Origin of the sequence: Skermania sp. ID1734, assembly GCF_007489285.1 — a bacterium.
GTDB lineage: Bacteria > Actinomycetota > Actinomycetes > Mycobacteriales > Mycobacteriaceae > ID1734.
Genome location: NZ_VLIY01000007.1, coordinates 125,361 through 141,120, shown reverse-complemented (window position 1 = coordinate 141,120; position 15,760 = coordinate 125,361). Strand labels below are relative to the sequence as shown.

17 protein-coding genes are annotated in these 15,760 nt (G+C 65.7%); 7 read left to right on the top strand and 10 right to left on the bottom strand.

Annotated features, from left to right (window positions below):
* Positions 1 to 44 precede the first annotated feature (44 nt).
* The 3 genes from rsmA to FOS14_RS10795 form a co-directional block, all read right to left on the bottom strand.
* Positions 45 to 935 carry a 16S rRNA (adenine(1518)-N(6)/adenine(1519)-N(6))-dimethyltransferase RsmA gene (gene rsmA, locus FOS14_RS10805; protein WP_143770340.1) on the bottom strand — a complete coding sequence of 297 codons (891 nt, stop codon included), beginning with the start codon at positions 933 to 935 and terminating at the stop codon, positions 45 to 47.
* Positions 936 to 979: 44 nt separating this feature from the next.
* The gene (locus FOS14_RS10800) at positions 980 to 2,143 is read right to left on the bottom strand and encodes a resuscitation-promoting factor (protein ID WP_143770338.1); all 1,164 of its coding nucleotides are present in this window, start codon (positions 2,141 to 2,143) and stop codon (positions 980 to 982) included.
* A 173-nt stretch (positions 2,144 to 2,316) separates the two neighbouring features.
* Positions 2,317 to 3,183, bottom strand: a complete 867-nt coding sequence (locus FOS14_RS10795) for a TatD family hydrolase (RefSeq protein WP_370512206.1) — start codon at positions 3,181 to 3,183, stop codon at positions 2,317 to 2,319.
* Positions 3,184 to 3,205: 22 nt separating this feature from the next.
* Between FOS14_RS10795 and metG the strand changes: the two genes are divergently transcribed.
* The 4 genes from metG (at position 3,206) to FOS14_RS24705 (ending at position 6,702) form a co-directional block, all read left to right on the top strand.
* Complete coding sequence (metG, locus tag FOS14_RS10790) at positions 3,206 to 4,756, top strand: methionine--tRNA ligase (protein WP_143770333.1); 1,551 nt, start codon at positions 3,206 to 3,208, stop codon at positions 4,754 to 4,756.
* Between the two features lie 18 nt (positions 4,757 to 4,774).
* Positions 4,775 to 5,056, top strand: a complete 282-nt coding sequence (locus tag FOS14_RS10785; RefSeq protein WP_143770331.1) for a hypothetical protein — start codon at positions 4,775 to 4,777, stop codon at positions 5,054 to 5,056.
* 33 nt (positions 5,057 to 5,089) lie between these two features.
* Positions 5,090 to 6,202 (top strand): DUF2786 domain-containing protein, encoded by a 1,113-nt coding sequence (locus tag FOS14_RS10780; protein ID WP_143770329.1) that lies wholly within the window; start codon positions 5,090 to 5,092, stop codon positions 6,200 to 6,202.
* Positions 6,203 to 6,531: 329 nt separating this feature from the next.
* Entirely contained in the window at positions 6,532 to 6,702 is a 171-nt protein-coding gene (locus FOS14_RS24705; protein ID WP_185981720.1) for a hypothetical protein, read from the top strand.
* A gap of 8 nt (positions 6,703 to 6,710) precedes the next feature.
* Here FOS14_RS24705 and rsmI read toward each other — a convergent pair whose 3' ends face one another.
* Entirely contained in the window at positions 6,711 to 7,559 is an 849-nt protein-coding gene (gene rsmI, locus FOS14_RS10775) for a 16S rRNA (cytidine(1402)-2'-O)-methyltransferase (protein ID WP_143770327.1), read from the bottom strand.
* Between the two features lie 94 nt (positions 7,560 to 7,653).
* On the opposite strand from rsmI, the gene FOS14_RS10770 reads away from it, so the two are divergent.
* The gene (locus tag FOS14_RS10770; protein ID WP_143770325.1) at positions 7,654 to 9,210 is read left to right on the top strand and encodes a dolichyl-phosphate-mannose--protein mannosyltransferase; all 1,557 of its coding nucleotides are present in this window, start codon (positions 7,654 to 7,656) and stop codon (positions 9,208 to 9,210) included.
* Position 9,211: 1 nt separating this feature from the next.
* On the opposite strand, the gene FOS14_RS10765 is transcribed toward FOS14_RS10770, so the two are convergent.
* Positions 9,212 to 9,568 carry a GntR family transcriptional regulator gene (locus FOS14_RS10765; protein ID WP_143770537.1) on the bottom strand — a complete coding sequence of 119 codons (357 nt, stop codon included), beginning with the start codon at positions 9,566 to 9,568 and terminating at the stop codon, positions 9,212 to 9,214.
* Positions 9,569 to 9,644: 76 nt separating this feature from the next.
* On the opposite strand from FOS14_RS10765, the gene arsC reads away from it, so the two are divergent.
* Positions 9,645 to 10,004, top strand: a complete 360-nt coding sequence (gene arsC, locus FOS14_RS10760) for an arsenate reductase (glutaredoxin) (RefSeq protein WP_143770323.1) — start codon at positions 9,645 to 9,647, stop codon at positions 10,002 to 10,004.
* Here the strand turns inward: arsC and arcA are convergent.
* Positions 10,001 to 11,215 (bottom strand): arginine deiminase, encoded by a 1,215-nt coding sequence (gene arcA, locus FOS14_RS10755; RefSeq protein WP_143770321.1) that lies wholly within the window; start codon positions 11,213 to 11,215, stop codon positions 10,001 to 10,003. The genes arsC and arcA overlap by 4 nt on opposite strands.
* A 175-nt stretch (positions 11,216 to 11,390) precedes the next feature.
* Between arcA and soxR the strand changes: the two genes are divergently transcribed.
* On the top strand, positions 11,391 to 11,858 hold the full coding sequence (soxR, locus tag FOS14_RS10750; RefSeq protein ID WP_143770319.1) for a redox-sensitive transcriptional activator SoxR: 468 nt from the start codon (positions 11,391 to 11,393) through the stop codon (positions 11,856 to 11,858).
* Here the strand turns inward: soxR and FOS14_RS10745 are convergent.
* The 4 genes from FOS14_RS10745 to FOS14_RS10730 all read right to left on the bottom strand — a co-directional run bounded on the left by FOS14_RS10745 (position 11,855) and on the right by FOS14_RS10730 (position 15,698).
* Positions 11,855 to 12,703 carry an SDR family oxidoreductase gene (locus FOS14_RS10745; RefSeq protein WP_143770316.1) on the bottom strand — a complete coding sequence of 283 codons (849 nt, stop codon included), beginning with the start codon at positions 12,701 to 12,703 and terminating at the stop codon, positions 11,855 to 11,857. The two genes, soxR and FOS14_RS10745, sit on opposite strands and share 4 nt — an antisense overlap.
* Positions 12,704 to 12,739: 36 nt before the next feature.
* Positions 12,740 to 14,389, bottom strand: a complete 1,650-nt coding sequence (locus FOS14_RS10740) for a bifunctional diguanylate cyclase/phosphodiesterase (RefSeq protein WP_185981718.1) — start codon at positions 14,387 to 14,389, stop codon at positions 12,740 to 12,742.
* Positions 14,390 to 14,549: 160 nt separating this feature from the next.
* The gene (locus FOS14_RS10735) at positions 14,550 to 14,771 is read right to left on the bottom strand and encodes a hypothetical protein (RefSeq protein ID WP_143770312.1); all 222 of its coding nucleotides are present in this window, start codon (positions 14,769 to 14,771) and stop codon (positions 14,550 to 14,552) included.
* 144 nt (positions 14,772 to 14,915) lie between these two features.
* The gene (locus FOS14_RS10730) at positions 14,916 to 15,698 is read right to left on the bottom strand and encodes an SDR family oxidoreductase (RefSeq protein WP_143770310.1); all 783 of its coding nucleotides are present in this window, start codon (positions 15,696 to 15,698) and stop codon (positions 14,916 to 14,918) included.
* Positions 15,699 to 15,760 lie beyond the last annotated feature (62 nt).

The following is a 15,760-nucleotide window of genomic DNA, read 5'->3' as shown; positions in this document are numbered from 1 at the left end:
TACATTTCCACTTTAGGTATGCCTGAGGTCGGCCGGGTAGTGGCCTACCCCGCCGCAATCCTCGCGAGTTCGACATAGTCGACGACGTCGAGCGTTTCGCCGCGCGCGGACGGGTCGATTCCGGCCGCGGCCAGTCGGCGCTGGGCCTCCTCGGCGCTGCCCGCCCAACCGGCCAGCGCGGCACGTAATGTCTTGCGCCGCTGCGCGAATGCTGCGTCGATAACGGCGAACACCTGGGCGCGGAATTCGGCGTCCAGCGGCCAGGGCGCTTCGGCGTACCGGTCGATGCGGACCAGGCCCGACTGAATCTGCGGTTGCGGCCAGAACACAGCCTTGCCGACCGATCCCGCGCGCCGCACCTCACCGAAGAATCGCGCCTTGACGCTGGGTACGCCGTACGTGCGGCTGCCCGGTGGGGCCGCGAGCCGGTCCGCGACCTCGGCCTGCACCATCACCAACGCGCTGGCCAGCGACGGCAGTTCGGCCAGCAGATGTAGTAGGACCGGCACGGCGACGTTGTAGGGCAGGTTCGCGACCAGCGCGGATGGGGCCGTCGGCAGATCGGCGCGCCGGATCCGCAGAGCGTCGGCGGGAATCACGGTGAGCCGCTGTCGCAATTCCGGGGCGCGCTCGGCAACGGTTCGCGGTAACTGTTGCGCCAGAACGGGGTCGATCTCGACGGCGATGACGGAATCGACGACGTCGAGCAGCGCCAAGGTCAACGAACCGAGCCCCGGCCCGACCTCGAGCACCACGTCGGAATCATCGACACGCGCGGCGGTGACGATCCGGCGCACCGTGTTGGCGTCGTGGACGAAGTTCTGCCCGAGTTGCTTGGTCGGCCGCACGCCGAACTCCGCGGCCAGCGAGCGCACCTCGGCCGGCCCGAGTAATGCGGCAAGGCCGCGCCGGGACGGGTCTGGAGTTTCGGGCACGGGGAGAAGCTAGCGCAGTGGATCTCAGGCCGCGCTCATTGCCGCTAGTTCAGGCCCAGGCGAGCCGAGCAGGACGGCCACGCGCCCCAGCCCTGGCGTTGCTGGGTAACCGACGCGATGGCGATCTGCTCTTCGCGGGTGGCGAGATCGGGTCGTGGCGCGTAACGCAGTCCGCCCTGCCGTACCCAGGTGTTCTGGTCGAACTGAATGCCGCCGAAGAAGCCGTTGCCGGTGTCGATGTGCCAGTTGCCGGTGGATTCGCACTGCGCCAGGCGGTCCCAGATCGGGCCGTTCTGCACGGGCGGCACCTCGGTCCCCGGCTTGGCCCCCACCCGAATGGTCTTGGGCTGCGCGGGCGTGAGCACCTTCGTGGCAATCTGACGACGGCTGACTTCTTTGCCGTTGACGACCTCGACGGCAAACGTCACGTCCTGCACACCGGGCGCGCCGGGGCTGTCGATGACGGTTCGGCTCATGTTCATCGTCGGGTCCTTGACGATGTTGTCCGGGGGTGCCAGCGGCATGGTTTCGGTTTTGTTCACGACGCGTTTGCGGGTGACCACGATGTGCATACCCTCGGTGAGCGCCGTCTGGGCTGGTGGCGAGACGGTGTCCTGCTGCTCGAGCGGCACGCCCTTGGCGCGAAGGAACTCCCCGACATTCGGAGCGGCGAGGCGTACCGACGTCGCGCGCGCTGCGCCGTCGGTCAATTGCACGGTGCGCGGGCTGAACACTTGCAGCGCCGCGCCGTCCAGCGGCAGCTGACGATCGGGAGCGCCGGACAAGTAGTCGTCGGCCGGCAGTTGCAGTTGCCGCACCGCGTCTGCAGCGAGGTGCGCGCTCGTCCACACCGTGCGGGTCTGGCCATCGACGCTGAGCGCAACCTCGCGGGCACGGTGCAGCTGTACGGTGTCGCCGTCGGACACCTTGGCGTCGAGCCCCGGCGCAATGACGTCGTGATCCTTCACGGAGTAGCCGGCGGCACCGATGACGCCGGCCACGTTCGTGGCGACGGTTTGCAGCGAAATCCGCTGCCCGTCGACTTCGAGTGTCACGTTCTTGTGTCGCGTCACGGCCATCACACCGCCGACGATCAGCGTGACCAACAGCGCCGCGACGATGGCATAAAGCATCGGCGACCGCGAGCTGTTGATTCGGCTCAACGCATGGGCGCGTTGGGCCGGGGAAGCTGACCTTGAAGCTGACATTGTCACGGTACGGTAACGGTCCGTAGGACCGTCTGCAACTGAACGCGGTTAACCAGCGGATTTGCTGGTTACGAAAACACAACGTTTGCCCAGCTAGATAACGGCGCGATACACCAAGATATTTTTTTCGCCGAGCGCGCGGGTCCAGGTGCTGGGAAGCGACCGAGCAGTGATCAGCTCAGTCGGTAAACCCGCTCTGCGTTGGCAGTGGCAGCGGCGGCCAGATCGACCGGATCCTGACCGCGCAATTGCGCCAGTGCGCGCACCGTGTACGGCAGGCAGTACGGCTCGTTCGGAGCGCCACGGAACGGGTGCGGGGTGAGGTACGGCGCGTCCGTTTCGACCAAAAGCTGATCGTCGGGGACGAGCTTGGCGGCCTCGTGCAATTCGCGGGCGTTGCGGAAGCTGACCGTGCCGGAGAAGCTGAGAATGTAGCCTGCTTCGACGCAGGCGTCGGCCATCGTGGCGTCGGACGAGAAACAGTGGAGGATGACGGTTTCCGGGGCGCCTTCGTCGAGCAGCACGGCGAGCAGGTCATGGTCGGCTTCGCGATTGTGAATCATCAACGGCTTGTGCAGCCGCTTGGCCAGGTCGATGTGCCAGCGGAAGCCTTCGACCTGTTCGGCAATGTCGGCACAGCCATCGAGCTTGCCGGGCCAGTAGTAGTCGAGTCCCGTCTCGCCCACCGCCACGACCCGCGGGTCACGGGCGAGTCGTTCGATCTCCGCCTTGGTCGCGTCGTCGAGCGCATTGGCTCGGGTGGGATGGATGGCCACCGCCGCGTAGACCCGCGGGTTCCACCGCGCGGCGTCGACGGCGAAGCGGGCGGCCGCGAGATCGTCGGCGACCGTCACGACCCGCCCGACTCCGACGGAGGCAGCCCGGTCGACGATCGTCGCGACGCTGTCCGCATCGGTAGCGCCGCACGCGTCCAGATGCGTGTGCGCGTCGACAAGCGGCGCCAGCGGCTCGGGCAGGTCGGGCGCGGGACGGGCCCTGTTGCCCGGCAGGCCGGGCACGTCAGAATCAGCAGTCGGCACGCCGATTAGAGTAGGGCCCACCATGAGCACACCTGACCGGCCAGCCTTCTACATCACCACGGCCATCGACTACCCGAACGGCGCCCCGCACGTCGGGCACGCCTACGAGTCGATCTCGGCCGACGCGATTGCCCGGTTCAAGCGACTTGACGGTTTCGACGTGTTCTTCATGACCGGCACCGACGAACACGGCCAAAAGGTGCAGCAATACGCGGAGGCCGAGGGCACGGCGGTCGGCGTGTACGCCGCCCGCAACTCGGACGTGAACGAGGCGCTCGACCGCGCGCTGAACGTCTCGATCGACCGGTTCATCCGGACCACCGACGAAGACCATCTGCAGGCGAGCATCGACATCTGGAACCGGATGCAGTCCAACGGCGACATCTACCTCGACACCTACGCCGGTTGGTACTCGGTCCGCGACGAGGCGTTCTACACCGAGGACGAGACCACTCTGCTGCCGGACGGCACCCGAATCTCGACCGAAACCAAGACGCCGGTGACCTGGAGCGAGGAATCCAACTACTTCTTCCGGCTTTCGGCGTATCAGGACCGGCTGCTGCAGCACTACGAGGAGCACCCGGAATTCATCGCGCCGAACACGCGGCGCAACGAGGTGATCAGCGCGGTCAAGTCCGGATTGAAGGACCTTTCGATTTCCCGGACCACGTTCGACTGGGGCGTTCCGGTGCCCAACCATCCCGAACACGTGATGTACGTCTGGGTGGACGCATTGACCAACTACCTCACCGGGGTCGGCTATCCCGACACCAACTCCCCTGCGTTCCAGAAGTTTTGGCCGGCCGACCTGCACGTCATCGGCAAGGACATCATTCGCTTTCACTGCGTGTACTGGCCGGCGTTCTTGATGTCGGCGGGCATCGAGCTGCCCAAGCGGGTCTTCGCGCACGGGTTCGTCAACTACAAGGGCGAGAAAATGTCCAAATCGGTGGGCAACGTGATCGACCCGACGCAGTTGATTGCGACCTACGGCCTCGACGCCGTGCGCTTCTTCCTCTTGCGGGAAATCTCCTACGGCCAAGATGGCAGCTACAGCCACGAGGCCATCGTCACCCGCATCAACGCCGACCTGGCCAACGATCTGGGAAATCTGGCGCAGCGCTCGCTGACCATGGTCGCGAAGAATTGTGACGGCGTGGTGCCCACGCCGGGTGAGTACACCCCCGAGGATCGCGAACTGCTCGACAGCGCAAGCGCTTTGCTGGCTCGCTGCCGCGAGGAGTTCGAGGTGCAGCAGATGCATCTGGCGCTGGAAGCGATCTGGTCGGTGCTGGGTGAAACCAATCGCTACTTCTCGGCGCAACAGCCGTGGGTACTGCGCAAGACCGATCCCGCCCGGATGGCCACGGTGCTGTACGTGACGCTCGGCGTGCTGCGCGTGGTCGGCATTCTCGTGCAGCCGGTGATGCCGGACTCGGCCGCCAAGATTCTCGATCTGCTTGCGGTGGAGCCGGATCGGCGTAGTTTCGCCGATATTGCTACGACGCTCGAGCCGGGCCGACCCCTGCCGGCGCCGTCGCCGGTGTTTCCGAGGTACGTCGAACCGGAGTAGTGCAAGGGGTGAGTAAGGGTGTACCTGGCGGAATTCGTGGCCCCGGGGCCGCTCACCGACGACATTGCCGACGAGCTGTCGTGGAAGACCGCCGAATTCACCTCCCGGATCGTGCTGATCGTGCACGGCCGCCGCGTCGGCGCGCAGTGCCTTTCGCTGTGCTGGAAGGAATTGAAGATCCGCCGGGGCACTGCCGTCGCCGTGACCACGGACCGCGGTTTCCACCCGCCCGACCTCGAAGACCGGCGAGCACTCAAAGAGTTCACCGAGCTTTTTCAGACGCTGACCGCCCGCCGTTGAATTTTTGTCGGTGGCCTCGGGCACACTGTCCGCATGGATAGAACATATGTTCGGGAAACGTTGGAATCGCTGGTGGCCGACGGGGATGCGGTCTTGCAGGCGCTGGCCGAGGCCTATGAACGCGGCTGGCAACCCGCCGACGTCATGCACATCACCCGCAAGTCGCTCGGCGTCGCGGAAGTCCGGCTCGCGGCGTGGGCAATCCTCTACGACGCGCGGTTGCACCCGAATTCGGACCGCGCGCCCAAGCGCTGGCTGAATCAGGTGCGTGCGTTGGCCGAACAGTTCAGTGATCCGGCCGGTTTCGGGTCCACGCCGCTGCAGCGCAGTTCCGTCGTCCGGTTGTGGCGGCGGCTCCCGCGGTTGACCGCGGAACTGCCGCCGCCGTCGCGGTGGCACGAGGGGTTCGAGGAGCGCGCCGATCGTGGTGGCGCGGACCCGAAGTTGCTGGCCCGCATCCGCGGCCTGCTCGCTAAAGCCGAAAGCACCGAATTCGCCGAGGAGGCCGAAACTTTCACCGCCAAGGCCCAAGAGCTCATGTCCAAGCACGCGGTCAGCGCAGTGCTGTTGCGGGCCGATGCCAGCGACTCGGAGACGACCGTCGACAGCCGGCGTATTCATCTGCACAGCCCGTACGTGAAGGAGAAGGCCCAGTTGCTCGCCGAGGTTGCCGACGCCAACCGGGTGCGCACCGTGTTCTTCACCAAGCTGGCCATGGCCACCGCAGTGGGTACACCCACCGACCTCGATCAGGTGGAACTGCTGTTCACGTCATTACTCATCCAGGCAACGCGGGCAATGCATTCCGCCGCTGGTGGTATTGACGCCAGTTCGACCACCTCGTTCCGGCGTGCCTTCCTATACGGGTTCGCCGTGCGTATCGGCCAGCGGCTGAGCGCGGCCGACAGTCAGGCAACCATGCAGGCCGCGGCGGAGTCGGCGCTCTCGGTCAGTGACGTCCTGCCGGTGCTGTCCAGCCAGTTGGCCGACGTCGACGCGGAGTTCAGCAGGTTGTTCCCGAACACCACACCGATGCGGACCGGCACCATCGATCCCTCGGGCTGGCTGGCCGGCCGAGCCGCGGCCGATCGCGCGACATTTGGGGAGGATTCCGGATATCGGCCCGCCACGGGCATCGCCGGCTAGGTCGCGGAGTGGGCGTCGCGCAGATTCTGCTATCGAGTCTGACACTGATCGTGGCTGCAGCGACGGGAGTTGGAGTGTGGCGGGCCAACAGGGGCGCCACACTCCAACGCGAGTCGCAAGGCCGCAGGGAGGAATGGTGGCGACGGTTTCAGTGGGCGGTCGAGTTGGCGTTGTCGATGATTCCGGGCGCGCCGATCTGGGCACCGAGACGGTTCGGTCAATGCTGACGAGCAGTCTCGCAGGACACGACGAGCTGGTTGTCGGTCGGCTCGTGCTTGCTGAGGTTCTGCGCCGCAACGATACTGATAGGCAGGTTGAGGGAGAACCAGATGACTGAGGACCGCCAAAAGCCGCTTCGCGACGCGCAAATCAATGCCGCGCGCGGCATCATCGAAATCGATCAGAAACTCGGCCGTCAAACCGAAGCCCATGTCATCGAGGCTGCGGCGCAAAAAACCAGCTACGAGCGCCTGGAATTCGTACGCAGAGCTACCGCTTAGAACCGGCGCTAGCCCCGCCGCGCCGCCAGCACTGCTTCGTACAACTCGCGCCGCGAAACGCCGGCAGTCGCGACCTGGGCGCAGGCCTCCTTCAACCGCACTCCGGATTCCACCAGTTCCTCGACTGCGCCGATCAACTCGGCGGGATCCGCTGCGGCTCGGGTCGCGCCCTCGATGACCACGGTGATTTCGCCGCGGGCGCCGCCGACGGCCCACTGCGCGAGTTCCTCAAGCGTGCCGCGCACGACCTCTTCGTAGGTCTTGGTGAGCTCACGGCATACGGCCGCGCGACGCTGTGCACCGAGCACATCGGCGGCGTCGGCCAGGCACTCCGCGAGCCGGTGCGGCGCTTCGAAGAAGACGCACGCGCGTTGCTCGGTTAAGAGACTGTCCAGCCATGCCCGGCGAGCTCCGCGCTTACGCGGCGGAAAGCCGTCGAAGCAGAACCGCTCGACCGGCAGGCCCGACAGCGCGAGCGCGGTCGTGACGGCCGACGGCCCGGGTAGACACGTGACCGGTAGGCCCGCGTCGATGCACGCGGAGACCAACCGGTAGCCCGGGTCGCTCACCGACGGCATGCCCGCGTCGGTGACCAGCAGGACCGTGTCGCCGCGGCGTATCGCATCGAGCAGGGCCGGCGTGCGAGCGCTTTCGACGTGGTCGTAATAGCTGACCACCCGTCCACCGATCGTGATGTCGAGAGCATGCGCCAGGGCACGAACCCGTCGGGTGTCTTCGGCGGCGACGACGTCGGCATCGGCCAGCGCCGCCCGCAGCCGCGGGGACGCGTCGTCGATATCGCCGAGTGGTGTGGCCGCCAACAGCAGTCGCCCGAGTTCGTCGCCGTTCTCGGTCATCGCCACACCGTCCTTCCACACTCCTACCTGCGCCGATAGCTGACAGCAAGCGCGCGTGGCCGAGCGGGCTCCCCAACAGCATACGATCGACTGCGTGACCGTGACCGCCGAGCGACGCGCCGCCGCCTCGACGCATCAACTCGCCGTCGGGCCCGGCCCGCTCGTTCCGCCGGCAGATTTCGGTCCCACCGACACCAAGCGCGGATGGGTCGTCACCGCCTTCATCACGCTGATCGCCGCCATCACCCGGTTCACAATGCTGAACTATCCCACCGACGGCGGTACCCCGGTTTTCGACGAAAAGCACTACGTACCACAGGCCTGGCAAGTGCTCACCGGCGGCTGGACGCCGGACAACCCGGGTTACGGCCTCGTCGTGCATCCACCGGTGGCCAAGCAACTCATTGCCATCGGCGAGGCAATGTTCGGCTACGACGCCTGGGGCTGGCGGTTTTCTTCGGCGGTAGCCGGCACCGTGACCGTGCTGTTGGTGGTGCGCATCGTGCGGCGACTGTCCCGCTCGACCATGATCGGTGCGATCGCCGGGTTGCTGCTCATCGTCGACGGACTCAGCTTCGTCTCGGCTCGGCTGGGGATGCTCGACATCTTTCTGGCGCTCTTCGGAGTGGCCGCGTTCGGCTGCCTCATCGTCGACAGAGACCGCATGCGCGAACGGATGGCGACCGTGCAGGCGGAAGGCCGGATCGGCGTCTCGGCGTTGGGGCCGCGACTTGGGGTGCGCTGGTGGCGCTTCGGCGGCGGCGTGCTCGTCGGCCTCGCTTGCGGTACCAAGTGGTCGGGCCTCTACTTCCTGCTCTTTTTTGCGGTGCTCAGCATTGGGTTCGACATCGCCAACCGGCGGGCATACGGCGTGGCCAGGCCGTGGTTGGGGACCGCCATCCGCGACCTGCCGTCCACCATCTATTCGCTCGTCCTGATCCCGCTGTGCGTGTATCTCGCTAGCTATTGGCCTTGGTTCGCCAGCGAGACCGGCGTCTACCGACACGTGGTCGGCGTGAAGGTCGGCACCGGCGGCCACTTTTCCTTCGTCCCGGACGCGCTACGCTCCCTGTGGTATTACAGCGGCACGGTCCTGAAATTCCATGAGGGGCTGACCAATTCGGCCGGCAACCATCACCCGTGGGAGTCGAAACCATGGACCTGGCCGATGGGGCTGCGTCCGATGCTCTACTACTTCGCCGACGGTGACCACATCAAAGGGTGCGGCGCCGCCTCCTGCGTGAAGGCCGTCATGCTGATCGGCACGCCGGCCATCTACTGGCTGGCCTTCCCGGTGCTGATCTGGGGGCTCTGGCGCGCGATCGTCGGTCGGGACTGGCGCTACACCGCCGCGTTGACCGGATATTTCGCCGCGCTGCTGCCCTGGTTCGCCGACCTCGACCGGCAGATGTACTACTTCTACGCCGTCGCTATGGCGCCGTTCTTCATGATGGTCCTCGCGCTCACTCTCGGCGACATCATCGGTCGCGCCCGCAATGGTCTGGAACGACGCAACACCGGCCTGCTGGTGGCGGCGCTGTACCTGGCCATTGTCATCGCGAACTTCATCTGGCTATGGCCCGTGCTGACCGCGCTGCCGATCTCGCCGACCATGTGGTCCAACGAGCTCTGGCTGCCGAGTTGGCGCTGATTCAGGCCCGGATCGCGGACCGCACGAACTGCACGGCGTCATCGTCGGACAGCCCGAGCTTGCGGATGGCTGCGACATACTCGGTGGCTGCCCGACCGGCACTGTCGCGGGTGGGGTCGCCGGTCGAGGCGATGAAGGAGCCGCGCCGGCCCTGAGTCTCGATGACCCCTTGTTGCTCGAGCTCGCGATAGGCCCGCGCAACGGTGTTCGGCGCGAGCCGGAGCGACATGGCCAGCGTTCGAACCGTCGGGATCTTGCTTCCGGCCGGTAGCTGGCCGTCGCGCACGAGTGCCACTATTCCCAACCTGAGCTGCTCGAACGGCGGGATTGCCGAGGCATGGTCGACCACCACCGGCAGGCGGTCAGCTGTTGAGCCCTCAGGTGGTACGGACACTGCATCGCTCCTGTCGGCAGGTACCGGCACAATGACTGCCATGGCCAACACTTCTGACCGGGATGCGACGATCTACCACAACCCGCGCTGCAACACGTCGCGCACAGTTCTGCGGATGATCGAGGAGTCCGGTATCGCGCCAACCGTGGTCAAGTATCTCGAAACTCCGCCGTCGAGGGACGCTTTAGCGAAGTTGCTCGATGATGCGGGGCTGCGTCCCAGCGAAGCGATCCGTCGCAAGGAGCCGATTTTCGCCGAACTCGGCCTTGCCGACGCCGATGAGGAGACCCTGCTCGCCGCGATGGTGGCCAATCCGATCTTGATCGAGCGCCCGATCGTGGTGACTGGCAAGGGCACTCGGCTCGCCCGCCCGGCCGAGCGGGTCAACGACATCCTTTAGAGGCGGTCCCGGGCGAGTGGACATGACATGCATCGCGGTCCGCCGCGCCCGGATCCCAACTCGGCCCCGGAAATCCGCACCACTTCGATGCCCGACGCTTCTAGCCGCGCATTGGTCTCGACGTTGCGTTCGTAGGCGACGACGACGCCCGGGGAGATCGCCAGCGTGTTGTTCCCGTCGTCCCACTGCTCGCGCTCGGCCGTGACCGAGTCCAGCCCGGTGTCGATCACCCGCAACTTGCCGATACCCATGGCGTCGGCGGCCGCATCGAGAAAGTGGTCCGGGCCGGCGATTTCCACGCCACCATCGGCGTCGGCCCGCATGGTGAACGCAGACAACGACTCCCGCACGCCCGGGTACATCACCACGGCATCAACGTCGACCATGGTGCAGACGGTGTCGAGATGCATCGTGGCCCGCGATTGCGCGATCGGTACCACCAAAACCGTGTGGGCCAACCCATCATCGAAGAGGCTGCGGGCCAGCGCCTCCGCGCCGGCCGGCTTGGTGCGCTCCCCCACGCCTACGGCAACGACCCCGGGTGCCAGCAACAGCACGTCACCGCCTTCGATCGGCGCGGTGTGTGACTCGTACGCGCGCCGGACACCGAGGAACCGAGGGTGGAACGCGTAGATCAAGTCGGTGAGCGATGTTTCGCGCCGCCGCGCCGCCATCGACAGCGAGGTGATGGCGACCCGCTCTCCTATCCAGAACGAGGAATCGCGGGTGAACAACAGATTGGGCAACGGGTCGATGACAAAGTCACCGCCATGGTGCATGCGCCGAACCAACGAGGGTGCGCTCGGTCCGACCGGCAATTCGTCGAAGGTCATGCCGGCGGTAAGCACCTCGGTGAGGTCCGGCGCCGGGATGCCGCGGAGATAACCGGCCAGCTCCTGAGCCAGCGGATGGCCGAGCCGCCGGGGATCGACCGCGGCGGCAATGCCCTGTACCCGCGCGGCGCCACTGGTGGCGAACGTTTCGGTGAGCACATCGGCGAGCAGCAGCACCTCCACGCCGCGTTCGGTCAGCACCGCGGCGAAACGGTCGTGCTCGGCCTGAGCGCGCTCCACCCAGGGCAGCCCGTCGAACAGCAACTGATCGCTGTTGCGGGGCGTTAACCGCTTGAGTTCGTCGCCCGGGCGGTGCAACAGCACGGATCGCAATCGGCCGACCTCGGAGTCGACACCGAGCACCACATCCGCACCCATGGCACCACGGTAGACGGTCCTGCCGAGATCGGCGCACCGCAACCACCGGAGTTGATCACGAATGAATGGCTCAAATTTCCGGCCAAAACGCGACCATTTGTTCGGTCTCGGCGCCGGCAGTCGGCGCCGACAAAACCTGAAGTAATATTGAGGTAACCGACGATCGGAGGTGCCCGTGACCCAGCCGTCCTGGAAAGCCAAGGAACTCTCTCCTGGTCAACTTTCCGAACGCAGCGGCGTGGCCGTGTCTGCCCTGCACTTCTACGAGCGCGAGGGCCTGATCACCAGTCGGCGGACGAGCGGCAACCAGCGTCGCTACCCGCGGGAGACGCTGCGCCGGGTCGCGTTCATCCGGATTTCGCAGAGCGTGGGCATCCCGCTCAGCGAAATCCGGCAAGCCCTCGATACGCTGCCCGACGGCCGCACGCCGAACCGCAAGGACTGGGAAAAATTATCGACCACCTGGCGCGCGAACCTCGACCATCGCATCGAGCAACTCACCCGCCTGCGCGATGACCTCAGCGACTGCATCGGCTGTGGCTGCCTCTCGCTGGGTAGCTGCACGCTGGTCAACGCACACGACCGGCTGGGCCAATTCGGCCCGGGCGCAAGGGTTCTCGACGTCGGACTGAACGACGGCTAAACGGGCGGCAGGAACTTGCTGAACTGGTCGTTGGCCTTCTGCATGACGAACTCGTACGGCCAGGCGAACTTGCGCGCCCACCAGTATCCGAACCGAATATCCGGCGAGGTGTAGACCAGAAACTGATTCTTCTTGATGCCGTTGATGATTGCCTTCGCCGCGGTCTCCGGCTCGATCGCGCGCTTCTCGAACGCGTGAATATAGCGCGACACCTTCGGATCGTTCCGGTCGATGCCGGCGATCTCCACCGTCCCCACCAGCGGCGTCTTCACCGCGCCCGGAACCACGAGATGCACCTTGATGTTGTGCCGCTTGAGGTCGAATCGCAGCACCTCCGACACCCCGCGCAGGCCGAACTTGCTGGCGCTGTACGCGGCGTGCCAAGGCAGAGCGAGCAGTCCCGCGGCGGATGACACGTTCACCAGGTGACCGCCGCGCTTGGCCTCGATCATCTTCGGCACGAAGCATTCGATGACGTGGATCGGGCCCATGAGGTTGACCTCGACCATCGACCGCCAGTGCCGATGCTCGAGGTTTTCCACGGTGCCCCACGCCGAAATGCCCGCGACGTTCATGACGACGTCCATGCTGCCGAAGGTGTCGTGAATGTCGGCGGCGAAGGCGCCCACGGCTTCGTAGTCGGTGATGTCGAGAGGTTTGAGGTATTCGACCGACCCGCGGCCAGCCGCCGCGATCAGTTCCTTGGTTTCTTCGAGGCCCTCCGCGTTTCGGTCGGTCAAGAACAACCGCGCGCCCTCCGCAGCGGAGGCAATCGCCGTTGCACGGCCAATTCCGCTGGCCGCGCCGGTGATCAGCGTCTTCTTACCTTCCAGTGCGCCGCTCATTCGGCTCCTATCCGGATATGGACAACTTCTCGAAGGTTACCCGCGCCGAGATTGCGACACGGAAACACACCCACGCGTCAGCAGGTCGGGTACCCCCGCGCAGTCGAGCGGCGCGCCGAAGAGCGCGCCTTGGCCGTGCCGACAGCCGAGTTCGAGCAACCGCTGCCGGGCAGCCGACGTGTCCACACCCTCGGCGATCACCCCCAGGTCATGCGAATCAGCAATTGCGACAATAGATTTCACCGCGGCGACACCGCTTGGCTCCGCCCCCGAGCCGACCCGTTGCACGAACGCCGGATCGATCTTCAACGCGTCGATATCCAGGCAGCCGAGTTGCGCGAGCGAACTGGCGCCCCGCCCGAACGCAGCGACCGTCACTCGAATGCCAAGGGCCGCAAGACCATCGAGGGTCACCCGAGTACGGGCGAGATCTTGGCTAATCACCCGCTCCGGTATCTCCACGCACAACGTCCGGCCCGATAGGCCGAATTCCGCGAGCGCCTGTCGCATCGTTGCCAGGAATTGCAGGCTCACCAGTTGCACCGGGGAAACGCTGATCCGCAACTGCACGCGCTCGGCCAGGCCAGCGTGGCGCCACCCGGCGAAATCGCCGACGGCCGTGCGAATGACCCAGCGGCCTATCTCGCCGGCGAGATTTGTGGCTTCGGCGATCTCGAGGAATTCCGGATCGGTCAACAGCCCGCGCTCCGGATGCTGCCACCGGACCAGCGCCTCGAGTGCGACCACGCGTCCCGTCTGTAACTCGACCTCCGGCTGATAATGCACGCGCAGTTCACCGGCGCTGATCGCGCCGCGCAGTTGCGTCTCGAGCTCGGCGCGCAACGCGTCACGCGCCAGCATCTGGTCGGTGAAGACGGCGATGCCGTTTCCGCCGGCCGCCTTGGCCACCATGACGGCTTGGTCGGCGTGCCGCAGCAGATCGGCGACCGCCGTGCGACCCGGAATCCCCAGTGCGACTCCGACGCTGACGGCTCTGCTCACCGATTCCTCGCCCACCGTGACCTTCTCCCGGACCAGCTGGGTGATCCGGCGAGCCTCGATCTCGGCCTGTTCGCGCTCCAGCGGGAAGGCCGGAACGATCACAAACTCGTCGCCGCCCAGTCGTGCGACCATGTCGCCGGGGCCGGCATGCTCGCGCAACCGCAGCGCTAGCTTTTCGATGAAGTTGTCCCCCGCGGCGTGCCCGAGAAAGTCGTTGAGCGCCTTCAGTCGGTCCAGGTCGAGAAACAGCACGGCAACCGGCCCCGGCTGACCGGGCGCGAGCCGGGCGTTCAGGTGCTGCAGCAGCGCCCGTCGATTGCACAGCCCCGTGAGGTCGTCGTGAGCCGCGATGAAGCGCAGCTGAGTGTCAGTATCGAGCCGCGAGTGCGTCAGCACCATTAACTCAGCAATGTCGGTCAGCGTGCGTACCTCGTCCGCCATCCATTCGCGCCCGTTCGCGCGCACCAGCACCAGCACGCCGATCGTGTTGTCGCTGGACACGAGCGGTAGCCGAATCTCCGAGCCCGCCGTGACGAGGTCCTGCTCAGGGCTGCCAGCGGGCCATTCTGCGTCCAGGCCGGCCACCGATGCGTGCTGGAACCGGACGAAGGCGTGCGCAGCATCGAAGTGGGTGGCCACCGCCTCGAGGGCGGCTGACATGCCGTGTTGGTCGGTGGCTGACATGAGGTGCGAAGCGACCCGAAAAACGAGCGCACCTCGCTCGCCGCGATCGCCGTCCCGACGGTCGTCGCAGCGATTTCGACTACCGCCTTCGCCGCTCATGGCTGTCCACTGCTCCCCCCGGGAATTAACCAGCGACCCCAATCAAACCACGAATGTGCGTCTACCTGCAGTGTCGGGTCTTGCGGCGGCGGCGCCGCTGCCGCTTCCATTGCGCCCAATCGACCACCAACCAGCCGGACAGGACGATGCCCAGCACCGAGGCGACGGCGGCAAAAAGGAAGAAGGTAACCACACTCATCATGAACCGATGGATGGCAAGCAATGCCGTGGCCATCATTCCATCGCTGCTGCCACGGCGTGCGCGGCGATTCCGGTCGATCAAGGACTCCCTCCTTCTGCCGTGTCGGCGCGCTGCGATCCCAGCGCAAAAGGTCACCAATGCCAGTTAACAACTCGGCTGGCGAATTCAATCCCCCAGGCTAGCGGCTCGATCCATCGCCGCTGCTCAACGGCCGTGCATGTGCGATTACCGGAAGTACTCCCCCGCGTTGACAAACAGCGTCTGCCCGGTGAGCATCCGGGCCCGATCGGAGATGAAGAACACGGCCGCGTTGGCCACGTCGCCGTCCTCGGGTATCTCGCCCAACGGCATGTGTTTGGTGATCTGCGCCTTGACCTCGTCCTCGGGGATTTTGCGCTGCTTGGCGGTGAGCTGAACGTAGAGTTCCACGTTCGGTCCCCACATCCACGTCGGCACCACCATGTTGAAGCGGATCTTTTTCGGTCCGAATTCTTTTGCCAGGTTGAACATGGCAGCCTGCAGCGCACCCTTCGACGTGGCATACGCAGACTGCGGCAGCCGTGGGTGAAAAGAGGACTGGGTGCCGATGAACACCACGGCTCCGCCGTTGCGCTCCAACTCGCCCAACGCGGCCTGGGTCAATTGCAGCGTGCCAATCACATTGGCGTCCAGCATTTTCCGCCAGTCTTCGAGATCCGCGCCGGCCAGTCCGCCGAAGACGTCTTCCTTGGCGGCCACATTGATCAGCGCGTCGACACCACCGAACTTTTCTGCTGCCGTGGCGATCAGAGCCCGACAGGCATCCGAATCGAGAATGTCGGTGACCGCGTAACACACCCGCTGCCCGCTGGGGTCGATCTCGTCGGCAACGGCCTTCAGGTTGGCCTCGGTCCGGGCACCGAGAACGACGTTCGCGCCGTCGCGACTGGCTGCCAACGCGATCTCGCGCCCGAGTCCGGTACCGACGCCGGACACCACCACCGTCTTGCCGCTCAACAAGTCCGTCATTCTTGGCCTCCAGCGCCGCCGGCTAGTGGACCAAAGCTAACAGCAGTGGCAATAAAACTGCA